This window comes from Prescottella defluvii (genome assembly GCF_000738775.1).
In the GTDB taxonomy this organism is placed as follows: Bacteria; Actinomycetota; Actinomycetes; order Mycobacteriales; family Mycobacteriaceae; genus Prescottella; species Prescottella defluvii.
On the sequence record NZ_JPOC01000036.1, the window covers coordinates 62122 to 81998 of the forward strand.

Annotated in this window: 22 protein-coding genes; 11 read left to right on the forward strand and 11 right to left on the reverse strand. The window is 69.0% G+C overall.

Annotation, left to right across the window (positions count from 1 at the left end):
- Nucleotides 1-14: 14 nt before the first annotated feature.
- From IJ15_RS0114200 to IJ15_RS0114210, 3 genes are read left to right on the forward strand one after another with little or no spacing between them, the layout of a single operon-like run.
- A complete protein-coding gene (locus IJ15_RS0114200; RefSeq protein ID WP_031939005.1) occupies nucleotides 15-1037 on the forward strand; it encodes an ABC transporter substrate-binding protein in 1023 nt (340 codons plus the stop codon).
- Nucleotides 1021-2124: an HtaA domain-containing protein gene (locus tag IJ15_RS0114205; protein ID WP_031939006.1), complete on the forward strand. Its 1104-nt coding sequence runs from the start codon at nucleotides 1021-1023 to the stop codon at nucleotides 2122-2124. Before IJ15_RS0114200 ends, IJ15_RS0114205 begins: the two co-directional genes overlap by 17 nt.
- Complete coding sequence (locus tag IJ15_RS0114210) at nucleotides 2124-2597, forward strand: NUDIX hydrolase (protein ID WP_031939007.1); 474 nt, start codon at nucleotides 2124-2126, stop codon at nucleotides 2595-2597. Before IJ15_RS0114205 ends, IJ15_RS0114210 begins: the two co-directional genes overlap by 1 nt.
- A 4-nt stretch (nucleotides 2598-2601) precedes the next feature.
- Here IJ15_RS0114210 and IJ15_RS0114215 read toward each other — a convergent pair whose 3' ends face one another.
- The 6 genes from IJ15_RS0114215 to IJ15_RS0114240 form a co-directional block, all read right to left on the reverse strand.
- The gene (locus IJ15_RS0114215; RefSeq protein ID WP_031939008.1) at nucleotides 2602-2988 is read right to left on the reverse strand and encodes a VOC family protein; all 387 of its coding nucleotides are present in this window, start codon (nucleotides 2986-2988) and stop codon (nucleotides 2602-2604) included.
- A 222-nt stretch (nucleotides 2989-3210) separates the two neighbouring features.
- Nucleotides 3211-4218: a class 1b ribonucleoside-diphosphate reductase subunit beta gene (gene nrdF / locus IJ15_RS0114220; protein ID WP_031939009.1), complete on the reverse strand. Its 1008-nt coding sequence runs from the start codon at nucleotides 4216-4218 to the stop codon at nucleotides 3211-3213.
- A gap of 46 nt (nucleotides 4219-4264) precedes the next feature.
- Entirely contained in the window at nucleotides 4265-6451 is a 2187-nt protein-coding gene (nrdE, locus tag IJ15_RS0114225) for a class 1b ribonucleoside-diphosphate reductase subunit alpha (protein WP_031939010.1), read from the reverse strand.
- The gene (gene nrdI, locus IJ15_RS0114230; RefSeq protein WP_031939011.1) at nucleotides 6409-6867 is read right to left on the reverse strand and encodes a class Ib ribonucleoside-diphosphate reductase assembly flavoprotein NrdI; all 459 of its coding nucleotides are present in this window, start codon (nucleotides 6865-6867) and stop codon (nucleotides 6409-6411) included. Before nrdI ends, nrdE begins: the two co-directional genes overlap by 43 nt.
- Before the next feature lie 50 nt (nucleotides 6868-6917).
- Entirely contained in the window at nucleotides 6918-7151 is a 234-nt protein-coding gene (locus IJ15_RS0114235) for a redoxin NrdH (protein ID WP_031939012.1), read from the reverse strand.
- 631 nt (nucleotides 7152-7782) lie between these two features.
- Complete coding sequence (locus tag IJ15_RS0114240; protein ID WP_031939013.1) at nucleotides 7783-8346, reverse strand: NADPH-dependent FMN reductase; 564 nt, start codon at nucleotides 8344-8346, stop codon at nucleotides 7783-7785.
- Nucleotides 8347-8441: 95 nt separating this feature from the next.
- Here IJ15_RS0114240 and IJ15_RS0114245 point away from each other — a divergent pair, with 95 nt between their 5' ends.
- Nucleotides 8442-9065, forward strand: coding sequence for a TetR/AcrR family transcriptional regulator (locus IJ15_RS0114245; RefSeq protein ID WP_156112100.1), 624 nt, complete (start codon nucleotides 8442-8444; stop codon nucleotides 9063-9065).
- A gap of 9 nt (nucleotides 9066-9074) precedes the next feature.
- Nucleotides 9075-9896 (forward strand): META domain-containing protein, encoded by an 822-nt coding sequence (locus IJ15_RS0114250; protein ID WP_031939015.1) that lies wholly within the window; start codon nucleotides 9075-9077, stop codon nucleotides 9894-9896.
- 9 nt (nucleotides 9897-9905) lie between these two features.
- On the opposite strand, the gene IJ15_RS0114255 is transcribed toward IJ15_RS0114250, so the two are convergent.
- A complete protein-coding gene (locus tag IJ15_RS0114255) occupies nucleotides 9906-10469 on the reverse strand; it encodes a nucleosidase (RefSeq protein WP_031939016.1) in 564 nt (187 codons plus the stop codon).
- 110 nt (nucleotides 10470-10579) lie between these two features.
- On the opposite strand from IJ15_RS0114255, the gene nadE reads away from it, so the two are divergent.
- Together nadE and IJ15_RS0114265 are read left to right on the forward strand one after the other, a co-directional pair.
- A complete protein-coding gene (gene nadE, locus IJ15_RS0114260) occupies nucleotides 10580-11425 on the forward strand; it encodes an ammonia-dependent NAD(+) synthetase (RefSeq protein ID WP_031939017.1) in 846 nt (281 codons plus the stop codon).
- Nucleotides 11426-11445: 20 nt separating this feature from the next.
- On the forward strand, nucleotides 11446-12213 hold the full coding sequence (locus IJ15_RS0114265; RefSeq protein WP_031939018.1) for an SDR family oxidoreductase: 768 nt from the start codon (nucleotides 11446-11448) through the stop codon (nucleotides 12211-12213).
- Nucleotides 12214-12219: 6 nt separating this feature from the next.
- Here the strand turns inward: IJ15_RS0114265 and IJ15_RS0114270 are convergent, their stop codons facing one another.
- Together IJ15_RS0114270 and moaA are read right to left on the reverse strand one after the other, a co-directional pair.
- Nucleotides 12220-12489 carry a MoaD/ThiS family protein gene (locus IJ15_RS0114270; RefSeq protein WP_031939019.1) on the reverse strand — a complete coding sequence of 90 codons (270 nt, stop codon included), beginning with the start codon at nucleotides 12487-12489 and terminating at the stop codon, nucleotides 12220-12222.
- Complete coding sequence (gene moaA / locus IJ15_RS0114275) at nucleotides 12482-13555, reverse strand: GTP 3',8-cyclase MoaA (protein WP_031939020.1); 1074 nt, start codon at nucleotides 13553-13555, stop codon at nucleotides 12482-12484. Before moaA ends, IJ15_RS0114270 begins: the two co-directional genes overlap by 8 nt.
- A gap of 61 nt (nucleotides 13556-13616) precedes the next feature.
- On the opposite strand from moaA, the gene IJ15_RS0114280 reads away from it, so the two are divergent.
- From IJ15_RS0114280 to IJ15_RS0114295, 4 genes are all read left to right on the forward strand, one after another.
- Nucleotides 13617-14828 carry a molybdopterin molybdotransferase MoeA gene (locus IJ15_RS0114280; protein WP_031939021.1) on the forward strand — a complete coding sequence of 404 codons (1212 nt, stop codon included), beginning with the start codon at nucleotides 13617-13619 and terminating at the stop codon, nucleotides 14826-14828.
- A gap of 14 nt (nucleotides 14829-14842) precedes the next feature.
- A complete protein-coding gene (gene moaCB / locus IJ15_RS0114285; protein ID WP_031939022.1) occupies nucleotides 14843-15829 on the forward strand; it encodes a bifunctional molybdenum cofactor biosynthesis protein MoaC/MoaB in 987 nt (328 codons plus the stop codon).
- The gene (locus IJ15_RS0114290; protein ID WP_031939023.1) at nucleotides 15822-16235 is read left to right on the forward strand and encodes a molybdenum cofactor biosynthesis protein MoaE; all 414 of its coding nucleotides are present in this window, start codon (nucleotides 15822-15824) and stop codon (nucleotides 16233-16235) included. Before moaCB ends, IJ15_RS0114290 begins: the two co-directional genes overlap by 8 nt.
- A gap of 288 nt (nucleotides 16236-16523) precedes the next feature.
- Nucleotides 16524-18026, forward strand: coding sequence for a DEAD/DEAH box helicase (locus IJ15_RS0114295; RefSeq protein WP_231569537.1), 1503 nt, complete (start codon nucleotides 16524-16526; stop codon nucleotides 18024-18026).
- Nucleotides 18027-18033: 7 nt separating this feature from the next.
- On the opposite strand, the gene bluB is transcribed toward IJ15_RS0114295, so the two are convergent.
- The gene (gene bluB / locus IJ15_RS0114300; protein WP_031939025.1) at nucleotides 18034-18663 is read right to left on the reverse strand and encodes a 5,6-dimethylbenzimidazole synthase; all 630 of its coding nucleotides are present in this window, start codon (nucleotides 18661-18663) and stop codon (nucleotides 18034-18036) included.
- Nucleotides 18664-18708: 45 nt separating this feature from the next.
- Nucleotides 18709-19788: a CobW family GTP-binding protein gene (locus tag IJ15_RS0114305; RefSeq protein WP_031939026.1), complete on the reverse strand. Its 1080-nt coding sequence runs from the start codon at nucleotides 19786-19788 to the stop codon at nucleotides 18709-18711.
- Nucleotides 19789-19877: the final 89 nt, after the last annotated feature.

The following is a 19877-nucleotide window of genomic DNA, read 5'->3' on the forward strand; positions in this document are numbered from 1 at the left end:
AGGAAGCCGCCGCATTGTCCAGTTCCCAGCCCGTCCGCACCGTCCGTCGCACTGCCGTCGCCGTGATCGCGGCGTCGACGGTCCTCGCGGGACTCACCGGATGCAGCGGCGCGACCGAGGACGACGCGAGCACGATCGTGCGGACCACGACGAAGATCGCCGGCGCGGGTGTCGTGAGCGTCGAGCGCGACACCCACGCCGCCTGCGCCGCGCCCACGCCGGCGGAACCGGGCGCACCGGATCCGCTGCGCATCGTCGTCCTCGACAGCGCCGCATTGGATTCAGCGTGTGCACTGGGAATGTGGCAGCGCGTCGTCGGCGCCGCGACGTCCGCCGACGGAACCCCGCAGCCGGCGTACCTCGGGGCCGGGATCTCCGCGCTGCCGAGCGTCGGGTCCGCCTCGGCGCCCGACGTCGACCTGATCGCGGCGGCCACCCCGGATCTGATCCTGGGCTCCGAGCCGGCCGATCCGGCACTCGCCGACCGCCTGCGGGCGGTGGCACCCACCGTGTTCGTCGGCGGCGACCCGGTGCAGTGGAAGGAGCGCGTCCTCGCCTCGGGCCGGGCGATGGGACGTGGCGCCGCCGCGCAACAGGCCCTCGACGCCTACACCGCGGACGCAGCCCGGATCGGAACCGAGATCGACGCCCGCCGGACGCAGGCGTCGGTGATCCGGTTCGGCGGGGATTCTGCGGCGATCCAGGGACCGGGCAGCTTCTCCGGGCAGGTCCTCGCCGACGCCGGTGTCCAGCGCCCGCCGTCCCAACGCCTCGACGTGGCCTCGAAGGACATCGACGGCCTCGGGGAACTCGGAGACGCGGAAGGCGATCTGATCTACGTCAGCTTCGACGGCCCCGACGGGCTCGAACACGGAACGACGGTCATGGAATCCGACGACTGGTACGAACTCGGGGCCGTGACCGACAAGCGCGTCTTCGCCGTCGACGACGCGATCTGGAACGACGGCAACGGACTCGTCGCCGCGCGCGCAGTGCTCACCGATCTGAGGAGTTCATTGAATGGATACGTCAGTTAGGACGAGAAGTCTCGTACGCGGTTTCGCGGCGGTGACGGCAGCGATGCTCGCATGCATCGCCCCGGCCACCGCATCCGCAGCGGTACCGACCGTCCCCGCCTCCGGTCCCTCGATCGCGGTGTACGCGGCCGACGGTGTCACCCCGCTGGGAGACACACCGGTGCACGAGGGCGACCGGATCGTGGTGCGCGGCGCAGGGTTCGATCCGCATGCCAACACCGGCGGACTCCCCCTGCCGGTGCCGCCCGGTGTTCCGCACGGCACGTTCGTGGCGTTCGGCGCGTTCGCCGAGCACTGGCGCCCGTCCCAGGCCGCACCGGCCGAGTCCCGCGTCGGGCAGCAGCGATCGGCGACCGCCTGGGTGATGTCCGAGGACGCACTGAACCGGGTCCCCGACGCCCCCTTCGACTTCCGGCGCACCATCCGGCAGCAGTGGGTACCGCTCGCCGACAACGGTTCCTTCACCGCGACCCTCACTGTGAAGAAGCCCGCGACCGTTCCGGAGGGCGCGGTGTACGGCATCTACACGTACGCCGCCGCCGACGCCGTGAATCCGGCGGAGGAATTGAGCGTCCCGGTCCGCTTCGACCCCTCCCCCGGCCCCAACGCCCCGGTACCGCCGGCACAGGATCTGGTGTGGGGATTCGCGCCTGGCTACACCGATCTGGTCAAGACCACGTTGCAGGGCTCGGTCTCCGGCACCGATGGCGCGAGCGTACGACCCGACGGGCGCATGACGTTCGAATCCGCCTCCGCCGACATCGATCCCACGACCGGCTACGGCGTCGCGAAGTACCGCGGCACCGTCGTGTCCTTCACCCGGTTCCACCTCGCCGAGATCGCGCTGGCGAACCCGTGGATCGAGTTCACCCCGGAGGGCACCTTCCTGTCCGCCGAGACGTCCGACGGCGACATGGTCGGCACCGACGCGATGAGCCGGATCCGCTTCGCGCAGCTCGACACTGCCGCACAGCCGGCTTCCCGCGCCGGAACCGACGTTCCGGCGCGGTTCGCCGTGCCGCTGCGGCCGACGGTCCTGCTGCCGTACTCCGGTCAGGTCGCCTCGCCGGTCTCGTTCCGGTTCTGATGCCGGTCCCTGCCTTCGTCGCGGCCCTGCGCGAACACGTCGGACACGCCCCGCTGTGGCTGCCCGGGGTCAGCGTCGTCCTGTTCGACGACGACGGCCGACTCCTTCTCACGCAGCGTGCCGACAACGGCCTGTGGGCGGTCGTCTCCGGGATCCTCGAACCCGGCGAGGAACCCGGCCCGGCGGTGCTGCGGGAGGTCCGCGAGGAGACCGGGCTCGAGGCGCAACTGCTGCGGGTCGTGAGCATCGGCGCCGCGGGCCCCGTCACCTACCCCAACGGAGACATCGCCAGCTACCTCGACGTGTGCTTCGTCGCGCGAGTCGTGTCCGGGGAGGCCCACGTCGCCGACGACGAGAACCTCGACGTGCGGTGGTTCTCCCCCGACGCCCTGCCCGCCGACATGACCGCGTCGTCGAAGCAGCGCATCGCGGCCGCGCTGCGGGACGAACCGACATGGTTCGCCCGCGACTGAAGACTCAGCCCTGCGCCGTCTCCCACAACCCCATGACATTGCCCTCGGTGTCACGGAAGTAGGCGGCGAAGCCCATCTCACCGACAGGCTGCTTGGCCGCGACCGTCGCGCCGCCGAGCGACTCGATCTTCGCGAGCGCGGCATCGATGTCCGGGACGTCGATCGTGATCACCGGACCCTTCGGATCCTGCTCGGCCCGCTCGAACATGCCGCCCCCGATGTACCCGGGCTCGGCCGGCATCCCGGACTCCGCAGTGGGTCCGGTCCGTACCCCGGTGTACTCCATCTCGGGCATCTCGGTGAGATTCCACTCGAACGCCTCACGGTAGAAGCTGCGCGCCCGGTCACCGTCGTCGAACGGGACCTCGAAATGCACTACTCGACCACTCATTGCCGTCTCCTCGATCGTTGTCGGGTGTCATCGGCTCGGTCCTACCCCTCGACAGTAAGCGCGGCCCACGCCCACGACAACGGCCCCGGCGACTCCTTGCCCACACCAGCGACTTCCGGTCGGCACCCACCGTCCCTCCCGAAAACGCCGACGGCCGAATGCCGCATCGGTTCAGGTGGACTGAACCGATGTGACATTCGGCCGAAGTGGTGCAGTGTGGGGCTAGAAGTCCCAGTCGTCGTCCTCGGTGTTGACGGCCTTGCCGATGACGTAGCTCGACCCCGAACCCGAGAAGAAGTCGTGGTTCTCGTCCGCGTTGGGCGAGAGTGCCGACAGGATCGCCGGGTTCACGTCCGTCTCGTCCTTCGGGAACATGCCCTCGTAGCCGAGGTTCATCAGCGCCTTGTTGGCGTTGTAGCGCAGGAACTTCTTGACGTCCTCGGTGAGCCCGACCTCGTCGTACAGATCCTGCGTGTACTCGACCTCGTTGTCGTACAGCTCGAACAGCAGCTCGAACGTGTAGTTCTTGAGCTCCTCGCGCTCGGCCTCGGTGACCTGCTCGAGTCCGCGCTGGTACTTGTAGCCGATGTAGTAGCCGTGCACCGCCTCGTCGCGGATGATCAGGCGGATCATGTCGGCGGTGTTGGTGAGCTTGGCCCGCGACGACCAGTACATCGGCAGGTAGAAGCCCGAGTAGAACAGGAACGACTCGAGCAGCGTCGAGGCGACCTTGCGCTTGAGCGGGTCCTCACCCTTGTAGTAGTCGAGGATGATCTGCGCCTTGCGCTGCAGGTTCGGGTTCTCCTCCGACCAGCGGAACGCGTCGTCGATCTCCCGGGTGTTGCACAGCGTCGAGAAGATCTGCGAGTAGCTCTTCGCGTGCACGGACTCCATGAACGCGATGTTGGTGAGGACCGCCTCCTCGTGCGGGGTGATCGCATCCGGGATGAGGCTCACCGCGCCGACCGTGCCCTGGATCGTGTCCAGCAGGGTCAGACCGGTGAACACCCGCATCGTGAGCTGCTGCTCGCCCGGCGTGAGGGTGGCCCACGACTGGATGTCGTTGGACACCGGCACCTTCTCCGGCAGCCAGAAATTACCGGTGAGGCGGTCCCACACCACCGAGTCCGTTTCGTCGGGCACGCGGTTCCAGTTGATCGCCGAGACGCGGTCGATCAGCTTGACGCGGGTGCCGTCGGCCGGCGAGTGCACGTGAGGAGCAGAGGTCATCGTTCTTCCCTGTTCGAGTTTCTTTGCGAGGCTTCGGAACTGACGATCACAACATGCACGAGACGCAACCCTCGACCTCGGTGCCCTCGAGCGCCATCTGCCGCAGACGGATGTAGTACAGCGTCTTGATGCCCTTGCGCCACGCGTAGATCTGCGCGCGGTTGACGTCGCGGGTGGTGGCGGTGTCCTTGAAGAACAGCGTCAGCGACAGGCCCTGGTCGACGTGCTGGGTGGCGGCGGCGTAGGTGTCGATGATCTTCTCGTACCCGATCTCGTACGCGTCCTGGTAGTACTCCAGGTTGTCGTTCGTCAGGTACGGCGCCGGGTAGTAGACGCGGCCGATCTTGCCTTCCTTGCGGATCTCGATCTTCGCAGCCACCGGGTGGATCGAGCTGGTGGAGTTGTTGATGTACGAGATCGAACCGGTGGGCGGCACGGCCTGCAGGTTCTGGTTGTAGATGCCGTACTTCTGCACCGACGCCTTGAGCTCACGCCAGTCGTCCTGCGTCGGGATGTCCACGCCGGCATCGGCGAACAGCTGACGCACCCGCTCCGTCGCCGGCTCCCACACCCGGTCGGTGTACTTGTCGAAGTACTCGCCCGAGGCGTACTTGGACTGCGGGAAGCCCTTGAAGTGGGTGCCGCGCTCCTTCGCGATCTCGTTCGACGCGCGGACCGCGTGGAACACGACCGTGTAGAAGTAGATGTTCGTGAAGTCGATGCCCTCGTCGGAGCCGTAGTGGATCCGCTCACGCGCGAGGTAGCCGTGCAGGTTCATCTGCCCCAGGCCGATCGCGTGAGAGTCGTTGTTGCCCTGCTCGATCGACGGCACCGAGTAGATGTGCGTCTGGTCCGAGACGGCGGTGAGCGCACGGATCGAGGTCTCGATGGTCTTCGCGAAGTCCGGCGAGTCCATCGTCAGCGCGATGTTCAGCGAGCCGAGGTTGCACGAGATGTCCTTGCCGACATGGCTGTAGGACAGGTCGTCGTTGAACGTCGACGGCGTCGAGACCTGCAGGATCTCCGAGCACAGGTTCGAGTGCGTGATCTTGCCCTCGATCGGGTTCGCCCGGTTCACCGTGTCCTCGAACATGATGTACGGGTAGCCCGACTCGAACTGCAGCTCGGCGAGGGTCTGGAAGAACTCGCGTGCCTTGATCTTCGACTTGCGGATCCGCTTGTCGTCGACCATCTCGTGGTACTTCTCGCTGACGTTGACGTCCGCGAACGGCACACCGTAGATGCGCTCGACGTCGTACGGCGAGAACAGGTACATGTCCTCGTTGTTCTTGGCGAGCTCGAACGTGATGTCCGGGATCACGACGCCCAGCGACAGCGTCTTGATGCGGATCTTCTCGTCCGCGTTCTCGCGCTTGGTGTCGAGGAACCGGTAGATGTCCGGGTGGTGCGCGTGCAGGTACACCGCGCCGGCGCCCTGGCGCGCACCGAGCTGGTTGGCGTACGAGAACGAGTCCTCGAGCAGCTTCATGATCGGGATGACGCCGGAGCTCTGGTTCTCGATCTTCTTGATCGGGGCACCGTGCTCACGAACATTGCTGAGCAGCAACGCAACTCCGCCGCCACGCTTGGACAGCTGCAGGGCCGAGTTGATCGAACGACCGATCGACTCCATGTTGTCCTCGATGCGCAGCAGGAAGCACGACACGGGCTCGCCGCGCTGCTTCTTGCCCGAGTTGAGGAACGTGGGGGTGGCCGGCTGGAAACGTCCGGCGATGATCTCGTCGACCAACTCGGTCGCGAGGGTCTCGTCACCGGCCGCGAGAGTGAGGGCGACCATGCAGACGCGGTCCTCGAAACGTTCGAGGTAGCGCTTACCGTCGAACGTCTTGAGGGTGTACGAGGTGTAGTACTTGAACGCACCGAGGAACGTCGGGAAGCGGAACTTCTTCGCGTACGCGCGGTCGATCAGCGACTTCACGAACTCACGGGAGTACTGGTCGAGCACCTCGGGCTCGTAGTAGTTCTCCTTCACCAGGTAGTCGAGCTTCTCGTCCAGGTTGTGGAAGAAGACCGTGTTCTGGTTGACGTGCTGAAGGAAGTACTGGTTGGCCGCCTCACGGTCCTTCTCGAACTGGATCTCCCCGTTCGGTCCGTACAGGTTCAGCATCGCGTTGAGCGCGTGGTAGTCCATCTCGCCCGCCGACGCGTCGGGTCGTGCCGCAGCGCGCTCTACACTCCCAGCCGGGGCTGAATCTGTGATTGTCGGTGCCACTGTTCACTCTCCATGAATTGTTCGAGGCCCTCGCGCACGGCGACGACGTCCTCTGGTGTTCCCATGAGTTCGAAGCGGTACAGGTATGGAACCTGACACTTCTGGGCAACCACGTTCCCGGCGTAGCAGTACGACTCGCCGAAGTTCGTGTTGCCGGCAGCAATCACCCCGCGGATGAGCGAGCGATTGTGCTTGTTGTTCAAGAATCGGATGACCTGCTTGGGCACGTAGCTCGTGTCTCGACCCGTCGCCGTCGTGCCACCCCCGTAGGTGGGGAGGATCAGGACGTAGGGCTCGTCGACTTCGAACGCGCCTTCGCGGTCATGGAGCGGGATGCGTGCGGCGGGGACACCGAGTCGCTGGACGAATCGGTGTGTGTTCTCCGACGCGCTGGAGAAATACACCAGCGATGGCATCGGTGTTCACCCTCTTACTCGAGCTGGGATTCGACCGCTCCCGCGACGCTTCAAGCAGCGTTTGCGGTGAGGGCCTTGATGCGATCGGGGCGGAAGCCCGACCAGTGGTCGTCACCGGCCACCACGACGGGGGCCTGGAGGTACCCGAGGGCCATCACGTAGTCGCGTGCCTCGGGGCTCTCGGAGATGTCGACGATGTCGTATTCGAGACCGGCCTTGTCGAGGGCACGGTAGGTGGCATTGCACTGAACGCAGGCGGGCTTTGTGTAGACGGTGATGCTCATGATGGTCCCTCTTTCCACGGCCTGGCGAGCTACGGATGTGTGCTCTGCATGCCGAGGAAAAGGGCCAGTTTTCCAACCCGGGATCCGGTTCGTTCCCGTTGTGCCCCTCGGCTGTGTAGACACTACACCTTGTGGCCGACAGAAACCCACAACCCGAGATCTTGTGAGTGACACGCTTGGTATTCGCACGTTTCCCCACCCCAGGAGGCTCCCCCGGCGTGTCGCGGATCACGCTTGCACCGCCGATTCCAGCCACCCACCCACCGCTTCGAGCAACCCCTCGGCGCGACACGCCGAAGACACGCCGACGCACGTCGGGAGACCGTCACAGGACCCCCGGAAACGTGTCCGCGAGCACACTCGCGACCTTGCGTCGGCGACACCCGCACCGACGCCACGAACACCGGCACGGATGCCGGCCCCCGAACCCGGACGAACGGTCTCGCCGGCACACCGGACAGCTCCCACTGCCGGGCGTAACTGACAAGTAACTGAGCCTCGGTTCGGCACCGCCGCAGCGCGGCCGAGGAGGCCTCTGGCGGCCCCGCCCTGAGCCCACCCCCACACAGCTGAAGGGTCCCTTCATACGCTCGGAGCGCATGAAGGGACCCTTCAGCTGTCAAACGGGATATCAGGCGTTGGCAAGTTCCGCGGACGCATCGACCAGTGCGGCGACGACGCCGGCAACCTGCTGGGCGACCTCGGCGTTCTCGCGCGGGTGCAGCTCGCCGAACTTCTGGATGGTGCCGCCGATGGACAGTTCGGCCTCGAGGACCTTGCCGCCGGCGATGCCGAGGGCCTTGCGGGCGTCGTCGTGCGCCCACTTGGCGGCGTTGGGGCTCGGGGAGGCGCTGATCACCGCGACCGGCTTGTTCGAGACGGCGCCGGCGCCGTAGGGACGCGAGAGCCAGTCGATGGCGTTCTTCAGGACGGCGGGGACGGTGCCGTTGTACTCGGGGGTGACCAGCAGCACGGCGTCGGCTGCGGCGGCTGCGGCGCGCAGTTCGTCGACGCCGGCGATGGTGGCGCCGGGGAGGTCGACGTCCTCGTTGTAGAAGGGGAGCTCGCCGAGCCCCTCGTAGATGGAGAGCTCGACACCCTCGGGGGCGACGGCGGCCGCGGTCTCGGCGACCTGACGATTGACGGAGCCGGCGCGGAGGCTGCCGACGAGGGTGAGAACGCGAGTCTGAGACATGACTGGGAATTCCTTCGGTGATGCGGTGGTTGACGCGACAACAGGTATAGCAGCTTAAACGGACCGTGGTCCACTTGTGTTCCCGCTGGGCTACGATGCCTGACGTGAACAGCCCGCTGCTTCCGCTGGTGGATGCCGAGATCCCCGAGCGATGTGACGCTGCCCGCAATCGGAAGCTCCTGCTCGACGCGGCCGCCCGACTCGTCGCCGAACGCGGAGTCGACGCCGTGACGATGGAGGCCGTCGCTGCCGCGGCCGGAGTCGGCAAGGGCACCGTCTTCCGCCGCTTCGGCAGTCGCTCCGGCCTCATGAACGCGCTGCTCGACCACACCGAGCGCGAACTCCAGCATGCCTTCATGTTCGGGCCCGCACCCCTCGGTCCGGGCGCCGATCCCGTGGTCCGCCTGGTCGCGTTCGGGCGAGCACGACTCGACATGGTCGCTGTCCAGGGCGACATCCTCCGGGCCGCCGAGGACTCCCCGGAGTTCCGGTTCGCCAGTCCGGCGCGCGCGGTGAGCCTGCGGCACATCGTGACGCTCCTCACCGACGCCGGGGTCCACGGGGACGTCGAACTACTCGGAACCGCCCTGATGGCACCGCTCGAGGCAAGCCTGGTGCTGCACCAGATCCGCACCCTCGGACTGTCGGAGCGACGAATCGCCGACGCCTGGGAAGACTTGGCCCACAGGATCGCCCGTTCGGCGGGACTCGCCGTCTAGGGTGTGCTCATGCGCACGCCATTGGTCGTTCTCGCCCTCCTGTCGGCCGCCACGCTGAGCGCGTGCGGAAACAGTGACGACGGCGCCGACGCCGGAACCACGACCTCCGATGCGACGGCGTCTGCCACCGCGGCGCCCGAGGACGCACTGTGGGGGCACACGTTCCTGTCGACCGCAGTCACCGGCACCGCGATCCCCGGCGGCGGCCCGCTCGAGGTCGCTTTCCCAGAGAAGGGGAACATCGCGATGAGCGCCGGCTGCAACCGCGGCGTGGGCGGCGTCGACCTGTCCGGCGGCGTCGTGAAGACCGGGGCGATCGCCACCACCATGATGGCCTGCCCCGACGAACTCGCGGGCGCCGACACGTGGATGACCGACCTGTTCGCCACCCAGCCGTCGTGGGCACTGACCGACGGCGTCCTCACGCTCACGTCGCCCGGAACGACCGTCACACTGGCCGACAAGAAGACGGCGAATCCGGATCGCCCGCTCGTCGGAACGACGTGGGTGGTCGACACGTTGATCAGCCCGCAGGCCGTCATGACGTCGGCAGCCCTGGAGGCGTCGGCGCCGACATTGACGATCGGCGACAACGGCCAGGCCACGGGCACCACCGGCTGCAATCGCTTCAACGGCCCCGCGCAGGTCGGTGACGGCACCGTCACGTTCGGCCCGCTCGCCAGCACCAAGATGGCGTGCCCGGCGGACGTCACCGAGGTGGAGCAGAGCGTGCAGCACGTCCTCGACGGCGAGGTCACCTACACGATCGACGGCAACACCCTGACGCTGATGCGTGCCGACGGCACCGGCCTGGGCCTGCAGGGACACTAGCGGCAGGCGTCAGAGCGTCTCACGCAGCCACTGGCCGAGCACCCGCGCGCTGGCGTCCACCTGCGTCGGCCAGTCCATCGCCGAATCGTCGGCCTGGTCGCTGACGTGTTTGACCAGGCGGCACCGCGCACCGAGCTGCGCGCACGCGAACGCGACGGCGAACCCCTCCATGTCGACCAGGTCGGCCCGGGTGGCGAGGGCATCGCGGATCTCGGCGTCGGAGATGAACGAGTCCCCCGTCGCGAGGACCGATCCGTCACCGTCGTCGAGATCGACGACGTCGCGCACCGGGTGCCCGAGCGCGCGCAGCACCTCGCTGCTGATGTCGTGGTTGAGGACCGCCGACGGCAGGTACAGGCCGCTGTGACGGGTGTGCAGCGCACCGGCGGTGCCGATGTTCACCACGAGCGGCAGCCGGTCCCGGTCGTAGTTCGCGAGGGCGCGGGTGACCGCGACCGCGGCGGCCACCTTGCCGATACCCGTGACGACGACGTCGAGGCCGTCCGGCACGTGCGCGGCCTCGCCTGCCGTGGCGCTCACCACGAGGATGCCGCCGCTGCCGGTACTGCTCATCAGGATCTCCCGAGTCATTCTCCGTCGGCGCCGGTGGGCGCACGGAATCACATCCTGCCGTGCCGGTTCGCGGTGCTGCACACCCGACCCGCGCTCGCTACAGTTCTGCCATGGCAATTTCGCGCGCCCGGATCATCGAGGAACTCGGCGTCGAGCCGACGATCGATCCCGCAGCCCAGATCCGCAACCGTGTGCAGTTCGTCAAGGACTACCTGCGGTCCACGCCGGCGACGGGCTTCGTTCTCGGGATCAGCGGCGGCCAGGACAGCACGCTCGCCGGCCGGCTGACCCAGTTGGCGGTCGAGGAACTGCGCGCCGAGGGAGAGCCGGCCGAGTTCATCACCGTCCGCCTGCCGTACGGGACGCAGTTCGACGAGGACGACGCGCAGGTCGCCCTGAAGTTCATCGCCCCGGACCGCTCGCTCACCGTCAACGTCAAGCCGGGCGCGGACGCGACGATCACCGAGGCGTCGCAGGCGATGCGGGGCCTGCTCGGCGACGGTGGACTGCTGCGAGATTTCGTGCGCGGCAACATCAAAGCCCGCGAACGCATGATGATCCAGTACGCGATCGCCGGCGAGCTCGGCTACCTGGTCGTCGGCACGGATCATGCCGCGGAGGCGCTCACCGGGTTCTACACGAAGTTCGGTGACGGCGGCGTCGACCTCACCCCGCTCACCGGGCTGACCAAGCGTCAGGGCGCGGCGTTGCTCCGCGAACTCGGCGCCCCCGAGTCGACGTGGCGGAAGGTGCCGACGGCGGATCTCGAGGACGACCGACCGTCGCTGCCGGACGAGGTGGCCCTCGGGGTCACCTACCACCAGATCGACGACTTCCTCGAGGGACGGGACGTCACCGACGAGGTGGCCGAGAAGCTCGAGCGGATGTACCGCAACACGCGCCACAAGCGGACCGTTCCGGTCACGCCGCTCGACACGTGGTGGCGCGAGGACTGACGAGTCGCGAGGGGGAAACGATGACCAGGTTTCTGGTGGCAGGTGGCACCGGGGTCGCCGGGCGTTCGGTGGTCGCCGAGTTGTTGCGCCGCGGCGAACCGGTGCGGGTGCTCAGTCGCCGCGGCGGGACGGCGGGCAACGGACTCGAACACGCGACCGCCGATCTGATCTCCGGCGAGGGCCTCGCGGCCGCCCTCGACGGCGTGGACGTCGTGATCGACACGACCGACGGCAAGACGCGCGGCACCCGGGCGGTCCTCACGACCGGGGCCGCGAACCTGCTCGCGGCAGCACGTGAGGCTGGTGTCTCCCGCGCGGTGCTGCTGTCGATCGTGAACGTCGATCGCGGGGCGTTCGCGTACTACCGGGCCAAGACACGGCAGGAGCGGTTGTACGCAGACGCACCGCTGCCGACGCAGGTGGTGCGCGCAACGCAGTTCCACGAGTTCGTCCCGATGATCTGCGCACCGGCATCCAAGGTCGGGCTGATCCCGGCGTTCACCGGCACCCGATTCCAGCCGATCGACACCACGGACGTCGCCCGCGCGCTGGTCGACGCCGCCGGCACCGCCGCGGTGTCCGACGACCCGACGACGGTCGGTGGACCCGAGATCCTGACGATGCGCGAGATGGCGCTCGCGTGGAAGGCCGCCACCGGCGCCCGTGGCCGGGTCACGACCCTCCCCCTGCCGGGCAGCATGGGCACGTTCTGGCGCAATGGCTCGAATCTTGTTCCCGACAACCACTTCGGGACCGTCACGTTCGATCGGTGGCTGGCCGCGCAGTAGCGGCGTTCAGCCGCCCGCGAACGGCGGCAGCACGTCGACCTGCGCGCCGACGGGTTGCGTCAGGTCCCGGGTGAGCTCGGAGTCGACCAGGTAGGCGGCAACACCCAGGATCTTCTCCATTCCTGCGCCGTAGCGGTCCACGAGCATCACCGTCAGGTCCGCCAGATCCGTGTCCGCGGGCACCGACCACGTCTCGGTCGTGCGGTCGGCCGCCTCGGCCGCCGCCGCGAAGTACCGCACCTCGACCGTGCGCACCGCCCCGAATGTGTCAGCCACCGATTGCTCCCATACTGCGCTGCGGGGGAACGAATCCCGCCGCGTTGATGCCGTGACCGGCCCACTTGTCCCACATCGCCGCGCGCCACAGCTCCGCGAGTTCCTCGTCGCCGGCACCGGAGCGCAACGCGTCACGCAGGTCCACCTCACGATCGCTGAACAGGCAGGACCGGACGGTACCCTCCGCGGTCAGCCGGGTGCGGTCGCAGTCCTCGCAGAACGAACGGGTCACCGAGGCGATGATCCCGACCGTCGCCGGTCCCCCGTCCACGAGCCATTCCTCGGCGGGCGCGGACGGATCCTCGCGGCCCACCTCCCGCAGGTCGAAGCGCGATCCGAGGACCGTGAGGAGGGCCTGCGCGTCCACCATGTTCTCCCGCGCCCATTCGTGGTCGGCGTCGAGCGGCATCTGTTCGATGAACCGCAGCGCACACCCGGCATCGAGGCACCACTGCAGCAGATCGACGGCCCCGTCGAGGGTTTCGGCCATCAACACCGCATTGATCTTCAGCGGCGCCAGCCCCGCCTCCTGCGCGGCGCGGATCCCGGCGAGCACCGAGCCCAGCCGGTCCCGCCGGGTCAGTTCGGCGAAGTGCGCCCGGTCGACCGTGTCGAGCGAGACGTTGATCCGGGTCAGCCCGGCGCGCGCGAGGGCGTCGGCCCGGTGCTCGAGTCCCACCGCGTTGGTCGTCATCGACAGCGGAATCCCGGGCACCGCCTCCGCGCAGCCCGCGACGATGGTCTCGAGGTCGCGCCGCATCAGCGGTTCACCACCGGTGAACCGGACCTCCCGCACCCCCAGCCGGTGCACCGCGACTGCGACCAGCCGGACGATCTCGTCGGCGGTGAGCAGCTGCCGGGCCGGGACGGCCGGCAGTCCCTCCGCCGGCATGCAGTACGTGCAGCGCAGCGAGCACTTCTCGGTGATGGAGACCCGCAGGTCCCGCGCGATCCGCCCGAAGCCGTCCACCAACTCGGGGACGTCGGGACGCCCGGTGGTCGCGGGTGCGGTTCGCACGGCAGGAATGCCGACGTCCACCACCGTTCCCGTTCGTACCGCCGTCATGCCCCCAGTATGCCGCTGTACCGCCGACCGAGTGTGGCGAAGATGCCTAGGATTGGCTCTCATGGCACAGCGCCCGGGGCATCGGCACGGCACGGCGAGATCCGTCGAGGAGCACGCGGCGGAGGTGGACCGGCTTCTCACGCCGCTGCTGACCCGGCCGTCCGAGACGGTGCGGCTCGACGACGCCCTCGGCCGGGTCCTGTCCTACGACATCGCCTCCCCCGTCGACCTGCCGCTGTTCCGCAATTCGCAGATGGACGGATTCGCGGTGGATGCCGCGTCGGTCCAGACCGTTCCCGCGACCCTGCCGATCGTCGCGACGGTGCCCGCCGGTCCGGCCGAACCGGCCCCGCACGTGCCCGGCACCGCGGTCCGGATCATGACCGGGGCCGTGATCCCCGACGGCGCGGATGCCGTTGTGCCGGTGGAGGACACCGAGGTGGCCGACGACAAGGTCATCGTCCGGCGGACCCGTGGCCGGGGCGACTACGTCCGTGAGCGGGGCAGCGACGTGCGCACCGGGACGCTGCTGCTGACGGCGGGAACCCTGCTCGAGCCCCGACATCTCGGGGTGCTCGCCGCGGTGGGGCTCGGTGCGGTGGCGGTGCGGACCCGTCCCCGCGTCGCGGTGATCACGACCGGCGCGGAACTGGTGGACGCCGGCACCCGCCCCGCGCCCGGACAGATCTACGACTCCAACGGCGCCGCACTCGCGGCGAGCCTACGGGCCAACGGCGCCGAGGTCGCGGTGGTCGACCGCAGCAGCGACGAGCCCGACGCCTTCCGCGCCGCGCTGCGCCGCGCCGTGGCCCGCGCCGAACTGGTGATCACGTCCGGCGGGGTGTCGATGGGCGACTACGAGGTGGTCAAGGACGTCCTGACCGCGCTGGGGGCGCGGTTCGGTCCGGTCGCGATGCAGCCGGGCGGTCCGCAGGGCCTGGCGCTGGTCGACGAGATCCCGGTCCTGACGTTTCCCGGCAACCCGGTGAGCACCATGGTGTCGTTCGAGGTGTTCCTGCGACCGCTGCTGCGCCGCGCGGTCGGGTTGCCCGCCGTGCCCGCCGAGGACCGCGTGCTCGACCACGACGTGACGTCGATCGCCGGCAAGCGACAATTCCTGCGCGGCCGGCGCACCGACACCGGAGTCGAGGTGGTGTCGGGTCCCGGATCGCATCTCGTGGCCGCCTTCGCGTGGGCCGATGTACTGATGGACGTTCCCGCCGCCGTCACGTCCCTGGCGGCGGGCGATCGAGTGAAGGTGTGGCCCCTGTAGTGAGCGAGCAGAACATGACCGAGCTGAGCCATCTGGACGGCGAGGGCCGGGCCCGGATGGTGGACGTGAGCGCGAAGGCGGACACCACGCGGATCGCGGTGGCGGCCGGCGAACTCGTGACCACCCCCGAGGTGATCGCCCTGGTGCGGGCCGACGACATGCCGAAGGCCGATGTCCTGTCGACCGCGCGGATCGCCGGGATCTCCGGCGCGAAGAAGACCTCCGAGCTGATCCCGCTGTGCCACCAGTTGGCGCTGTCGTCGGTGAAGGTGGAGTTCGGCTTCACGGACACCTCGATCACGATCGAGGCCACCGCGAAGACGAAGGGCCCCACCGGGGTCGAGATGGAGGCTCTCACCGCGGTCGCGGTCGCGGGTCTGACCCTGCACGACATGGTCAAGGCCGTCGACCCGGCGGCGACGCTCGACGGCGTCCGGTTGGTGGCGAAGGAGGGCGGCAAGCGCGGGCGCTGGCGGCGCGACGACGCGACACCGGCCGGCGCATCCCCGAGCGTCGGGGTGCGGACCGGTTCGGCGACCGTCCTCGTCGCGTCCACCGGTGGCGCGCGGGGCACCCGGCCCGACACCACGGGCCCGGCGATCGTCGACTGGCTCGAGGCCCGCGGCCACACGGTGCGTGGCCCGCTGGTCTACGCGGACGCCGACGTCGCGGCGGGTCTGGCCGACGCGCTCGCCGATTCCCCCGCGCTGGTCATCACGACCGGCGGCACCGGGGCCTCCCCCACCGACGCGACACCGGAGGCCACGCTCGCCGTCCTCGATCGGGAACTGCCGGGCCTCGCGGAGGCCATGCGCCGGCGCGGCACCGAGGCGACCCCGCGCGCGTCGCTCAGTCGCGGCGTCGCCGGACTGGCCGGGCGCACGGTCGTGGTGAACCTGCCGGGCTCGCCGGGCGGGGTGAAGGACGGGCTGGCGGTGCTGGATCCGGTCCTCGATCACCTGTTGGCGCAGGTCGCGGGCGGCGGAGCCCACGATGAGTGACGTGCTCGCGCGCATCTGCGCCGAACCCCTCGATCCCGCGGTCGTCGATGCCGCCGTCGCCGGGCCGCAGCACGGTGCTGTGGTGGTTTTCACAGGCGTCGTGCGCGACCACGACGACGGCCGGTCGGTGTCCGCCCTCGAGTACCAGGCGCACCCGGACGCCGAACGGTTCCTCCGGCAGTGCTGCGAGCAGGTCTCCGAGCGCACCGGACTGCCCGTGGCCGCGCTACATCGGGTGGGGCAGTTGACCGTCGGCGATCTGGCACTGGTCGCGGCGGTGGCCGCACCGCACCGCGCCGAGGCGTTCGCCGCGTGCGCCGACCTGGTGGAGCGGATCAAGGCGGAGGTGCCGATCTGGAAGCGTCAGCAGTTCACGTCCGGCCCGTCCGAATGGGTCGGGTTGTGACGTGGCCGGGCCGGTCCGGGGGCCGACCCGTCCGGCCTCGGATACCGGAACCCGGTATGGTGGCCACTACTGGGCGTCCGCTTGCGAGCCGCCCAGCGTCGTAGAACGCTTTCACTTCGCGCCGGACTTGAGCGAGTGCTCGAATGCCCAGAACGGGCATCCATGCCCGCCAACGAGTGCAGACGAGTGCACCAGCACAAGCATTTCTTGCGGCGATCGATCTTGCCTCCCGGCAATGTCGCCACCTTGTGCAGGCCGTGCACCGGGACCTCCCGGCCGTAGGCGTGCATGACGAATGCCCGAAAGGCACCGACGAACTTGTCCACCAGCGTCACCACCCCGTCCGACGAATCGGCCGTCCCCTCCTTCGAGGCCCTGGGCGTGCCCGCCCCGCTCGTCACCGTCCTGACGAACGGCGGCATCACCGCACCGTTCCCGATCCAGGTCGACACCCTCCCCGACACGCTCGCCGGCCGGGACGTGCTCGGCCGCGGCAAGACCGGCAGCGGCAAGACCCTCGCCTTCTCCATCCCGCTCGCGGCCCGCCTCGCCGGCGGCAAGCGACGTCCGGGCAAGCCCCGTGGCCTCGTCCTCGCCCCGACCCGCGAGCTCGCGACGCAGATCACCGCGACCCTCGAACCCCTCGCCGACGCCCACGGCCTGCGCGTGACCACGATTTTCGGTGGCGTCTCGCAGCACCGTCAGGTCAAGGCGCTCGAGGCCGGCGTCGACATCGTCGTCGCGTGCCCGGGCCGCCTCGAGGACCTGATGAAGCAGGGCTTCGTCAAGCTCGACGGCATCGAGATCACGATCCTCGACGAGGCCGACCACATGGCCGACCTCGGCTTCCTGCCCGGCGTGACCCGCATCCTCGCGGCGACGCCGGCCGGCGGCCAGCGACTGCTGTTCTCGGCCACGCTCGACAACGGCGTCGACAAGCTGGTCAAGCGGTTCCTGCAGAACGAGGTCCTGCACTCCGTCGACGAGGCGAACTCGCCGGTCGCGGCGATGACCCACCACGTCTACGACGTCTCCGGCGTCGAGGCCAAGAAGGCTCTGATCCACAAGCTGGCGTCGGGCCAGGGTCGACGCATCCTGTTCATGCGCACCAAGCATCAGGCCCGCAAGCTGGCGCGCCAGCTCACCGAATCCGGGATCCCGTCGGTGGACCTGCACGGCAACCTGTCCCAGGCGGCACGCGACCGCAACCTCGCCGCGTTCTCGGAGGGCTCCGCGCGCGTCCTGGTCGCCACCGACGTCGCGGCGCGCGGCGTTCACGTCGACGAGGTCGAACTCGTGGTGCACGTCGATCCGCCGGCCGAGCACAAGGCGTACCTGCACCGGTCGGGCCGCACCGCGCGCGCCGGCAGCGCCGGTGACGTCGTCACCATCGTGCTGCCCGATCAGCGCAAGGACCTCTCGGCGCTGATGCGCAAGGCGTCGATCAAGGTCACTCCGGTCCAGGTCACCGCCGACTCCGAGCACGTGATCCGTCTCGTCGGCGAGCCGGCACCGCACGTGCAGCCGGCCCCCAAGACCGACAAGCCGGCCGGGGACGCCCGTCGCCAGCAGGGACAGCGCCCGGGTCGTGGCGGCCAGGGCGGCCAGGGACGCAACAGCCGCGGTCCGCGGCCGGAAGGCGCCGCGGGCGCCGGTGGTGGCCGCCGCCGGTCGGGTGGACGTCCGGGCACCGGCACCGGATCCGGTGCGACGGGCACCGGCTCCGGCTCGCAGGGCGGCGGAACCCGCCAGGCCTCGCAGGGCGGCGGCTCGCGCCGCCGCCGCGGCTGACCTTCGACTAGAAGCGTTCCCAGTGGATCGCGTCGGCCAGTGCCCGGCGCGTCCGCCAGCCGAACCGCTCCAGATCGGGCACCTCCTGGAACTGGTCGACCTTCCCGACGCACAGCCACGCGATGGGTCGGACCGGGGCCGGGATGTCCAGCAGTTCGGTGAGGTACTCCTCCTCGTAGAAGGACACCCACCCGACGCCGACGTTCTCGGCGGCCGCAGCCAGCCAGAGGTTCTGGATGGCCAGCACCGCCGAGAACAGTCCGGTGTCGTCGATGGTGTGCCGGCCCAGGATGTTCTGGCCGCCACGCGACGGGTCGTAGGTGACGACGATGCCGGTGCCGCTTTCGCGGATCCCCTCGATCTTGATGGGGTCGAACGTCTTCCGGCGATCCTCCGGTAGCGAGTCGGCGAAGGCACGTCGACGGTCGGCCACATGGTCGGCGAACGTCGCCAGGGTGTCGGGGTTGCGGACGACGACGAAGTCCCACGGCTGCGTGTTGCCGACGCTCGGTGCCGCGTGCGCCGCGCCCAGCACCCGCTGCAGTGTCTCGTCGGGGATCAGCTCGCCGCTGAACTCGGCGCGGACGTCGCGGCGTCGGCGGATGGCTTCGTACACGGAAACAGGAGATTCGGTCACCGCCCCACGGTAGCCGTCGCCGGAAAGCCGCTCGCGCGGATCCGCTCAGGCCCCGCGGACCTCGACGGTGTAGCGGTGCACGCCCATCATCGTGTCCGGGTCGAGAGCCTCGGCCTCCGCTTCGGTGCACGCGTCCAGCGCCGTGTTCACCAAATCGGGATCCAGGTCGGTGCCGATCACGACCAGTTCGGTCCGCCGGTCCTCGCCCGGGCTCCACCGCTGCGGATGGAACGCGATGTGGTCGCCCACCACCTGCAGGAGGTACTTCTGCTGATGCCCGCGGACACCGAAGTACACGTACCCCTTGATCCGGTACACGCCGGCCGGTTGCGTCTCCAGGAAGCGGACGAGCCGCCGCGGGTGCAGCGGCAACTCGGACGCGAACGTGACGCTGTCGTACAGCGTGTGGATGTGGGTGTCGTGGTCGCCGCCGCAGTCACCGCATTCGGTGGCATCGTCCGCGGCGGAGATCAGGTCGTCGAACGACAGTTGCTGACCGGGCCTGGGTTCGGGCCGCGGGGCCCGGTCGAACAGCAGGCCCGGATCCACCCGACCCTGCACCGTGGAGACCACCGCCGCACGCGGATTGATCCGGCACACGTCGCCGAGAAGGGTGTCGTGGTCCTCACCGTCGATGCGGTCGGTCTTGTTCAGCACGATCAGGTCCGCGATCGCGACGTGCTGATCCAGTTCCGGATGCCGCTCCCGGTTGCTCTGGTACTCGGCGCCGTCGACGAGGACCACCAGGCCGCCGTACGTGATGTACCGGTTCTCGCTACCGAGGACCAGCCGAATCATGTTGCGCGGCTCCGCGAGTCCGCTGGCCTCGACGACGATGACGTCGATCTCCGACGTCCGGTGTGCGAGCCGGTCGAGCATCGCGTCCATGTCGCTGACGTCCACCGCGCAGCACATGCAGCCGTTGCTGAGCGCCATCATCGAATCGACCTGTCCTGCAACCATCATCGAGTCGATGTTGACCGAGCCGAAGTCGTTGACGATGACCCCGATCCGGGTGCCGCCGTTGTTGCGGAGCAGATGGTTGAGCAGCGTCGTCTTCCCCGATCCGAGGAAACCGGCCACGACCACGACGGGGATCGACCGCGGACCGCGCTTCTTCGCCACCCCGACCTCCACGCAACCGACGACACCGACCGGCCATCGTACTAGCCCGCGGCCCGAACGATCTCGGGTGTGAGGTCCCGGCGCCCACC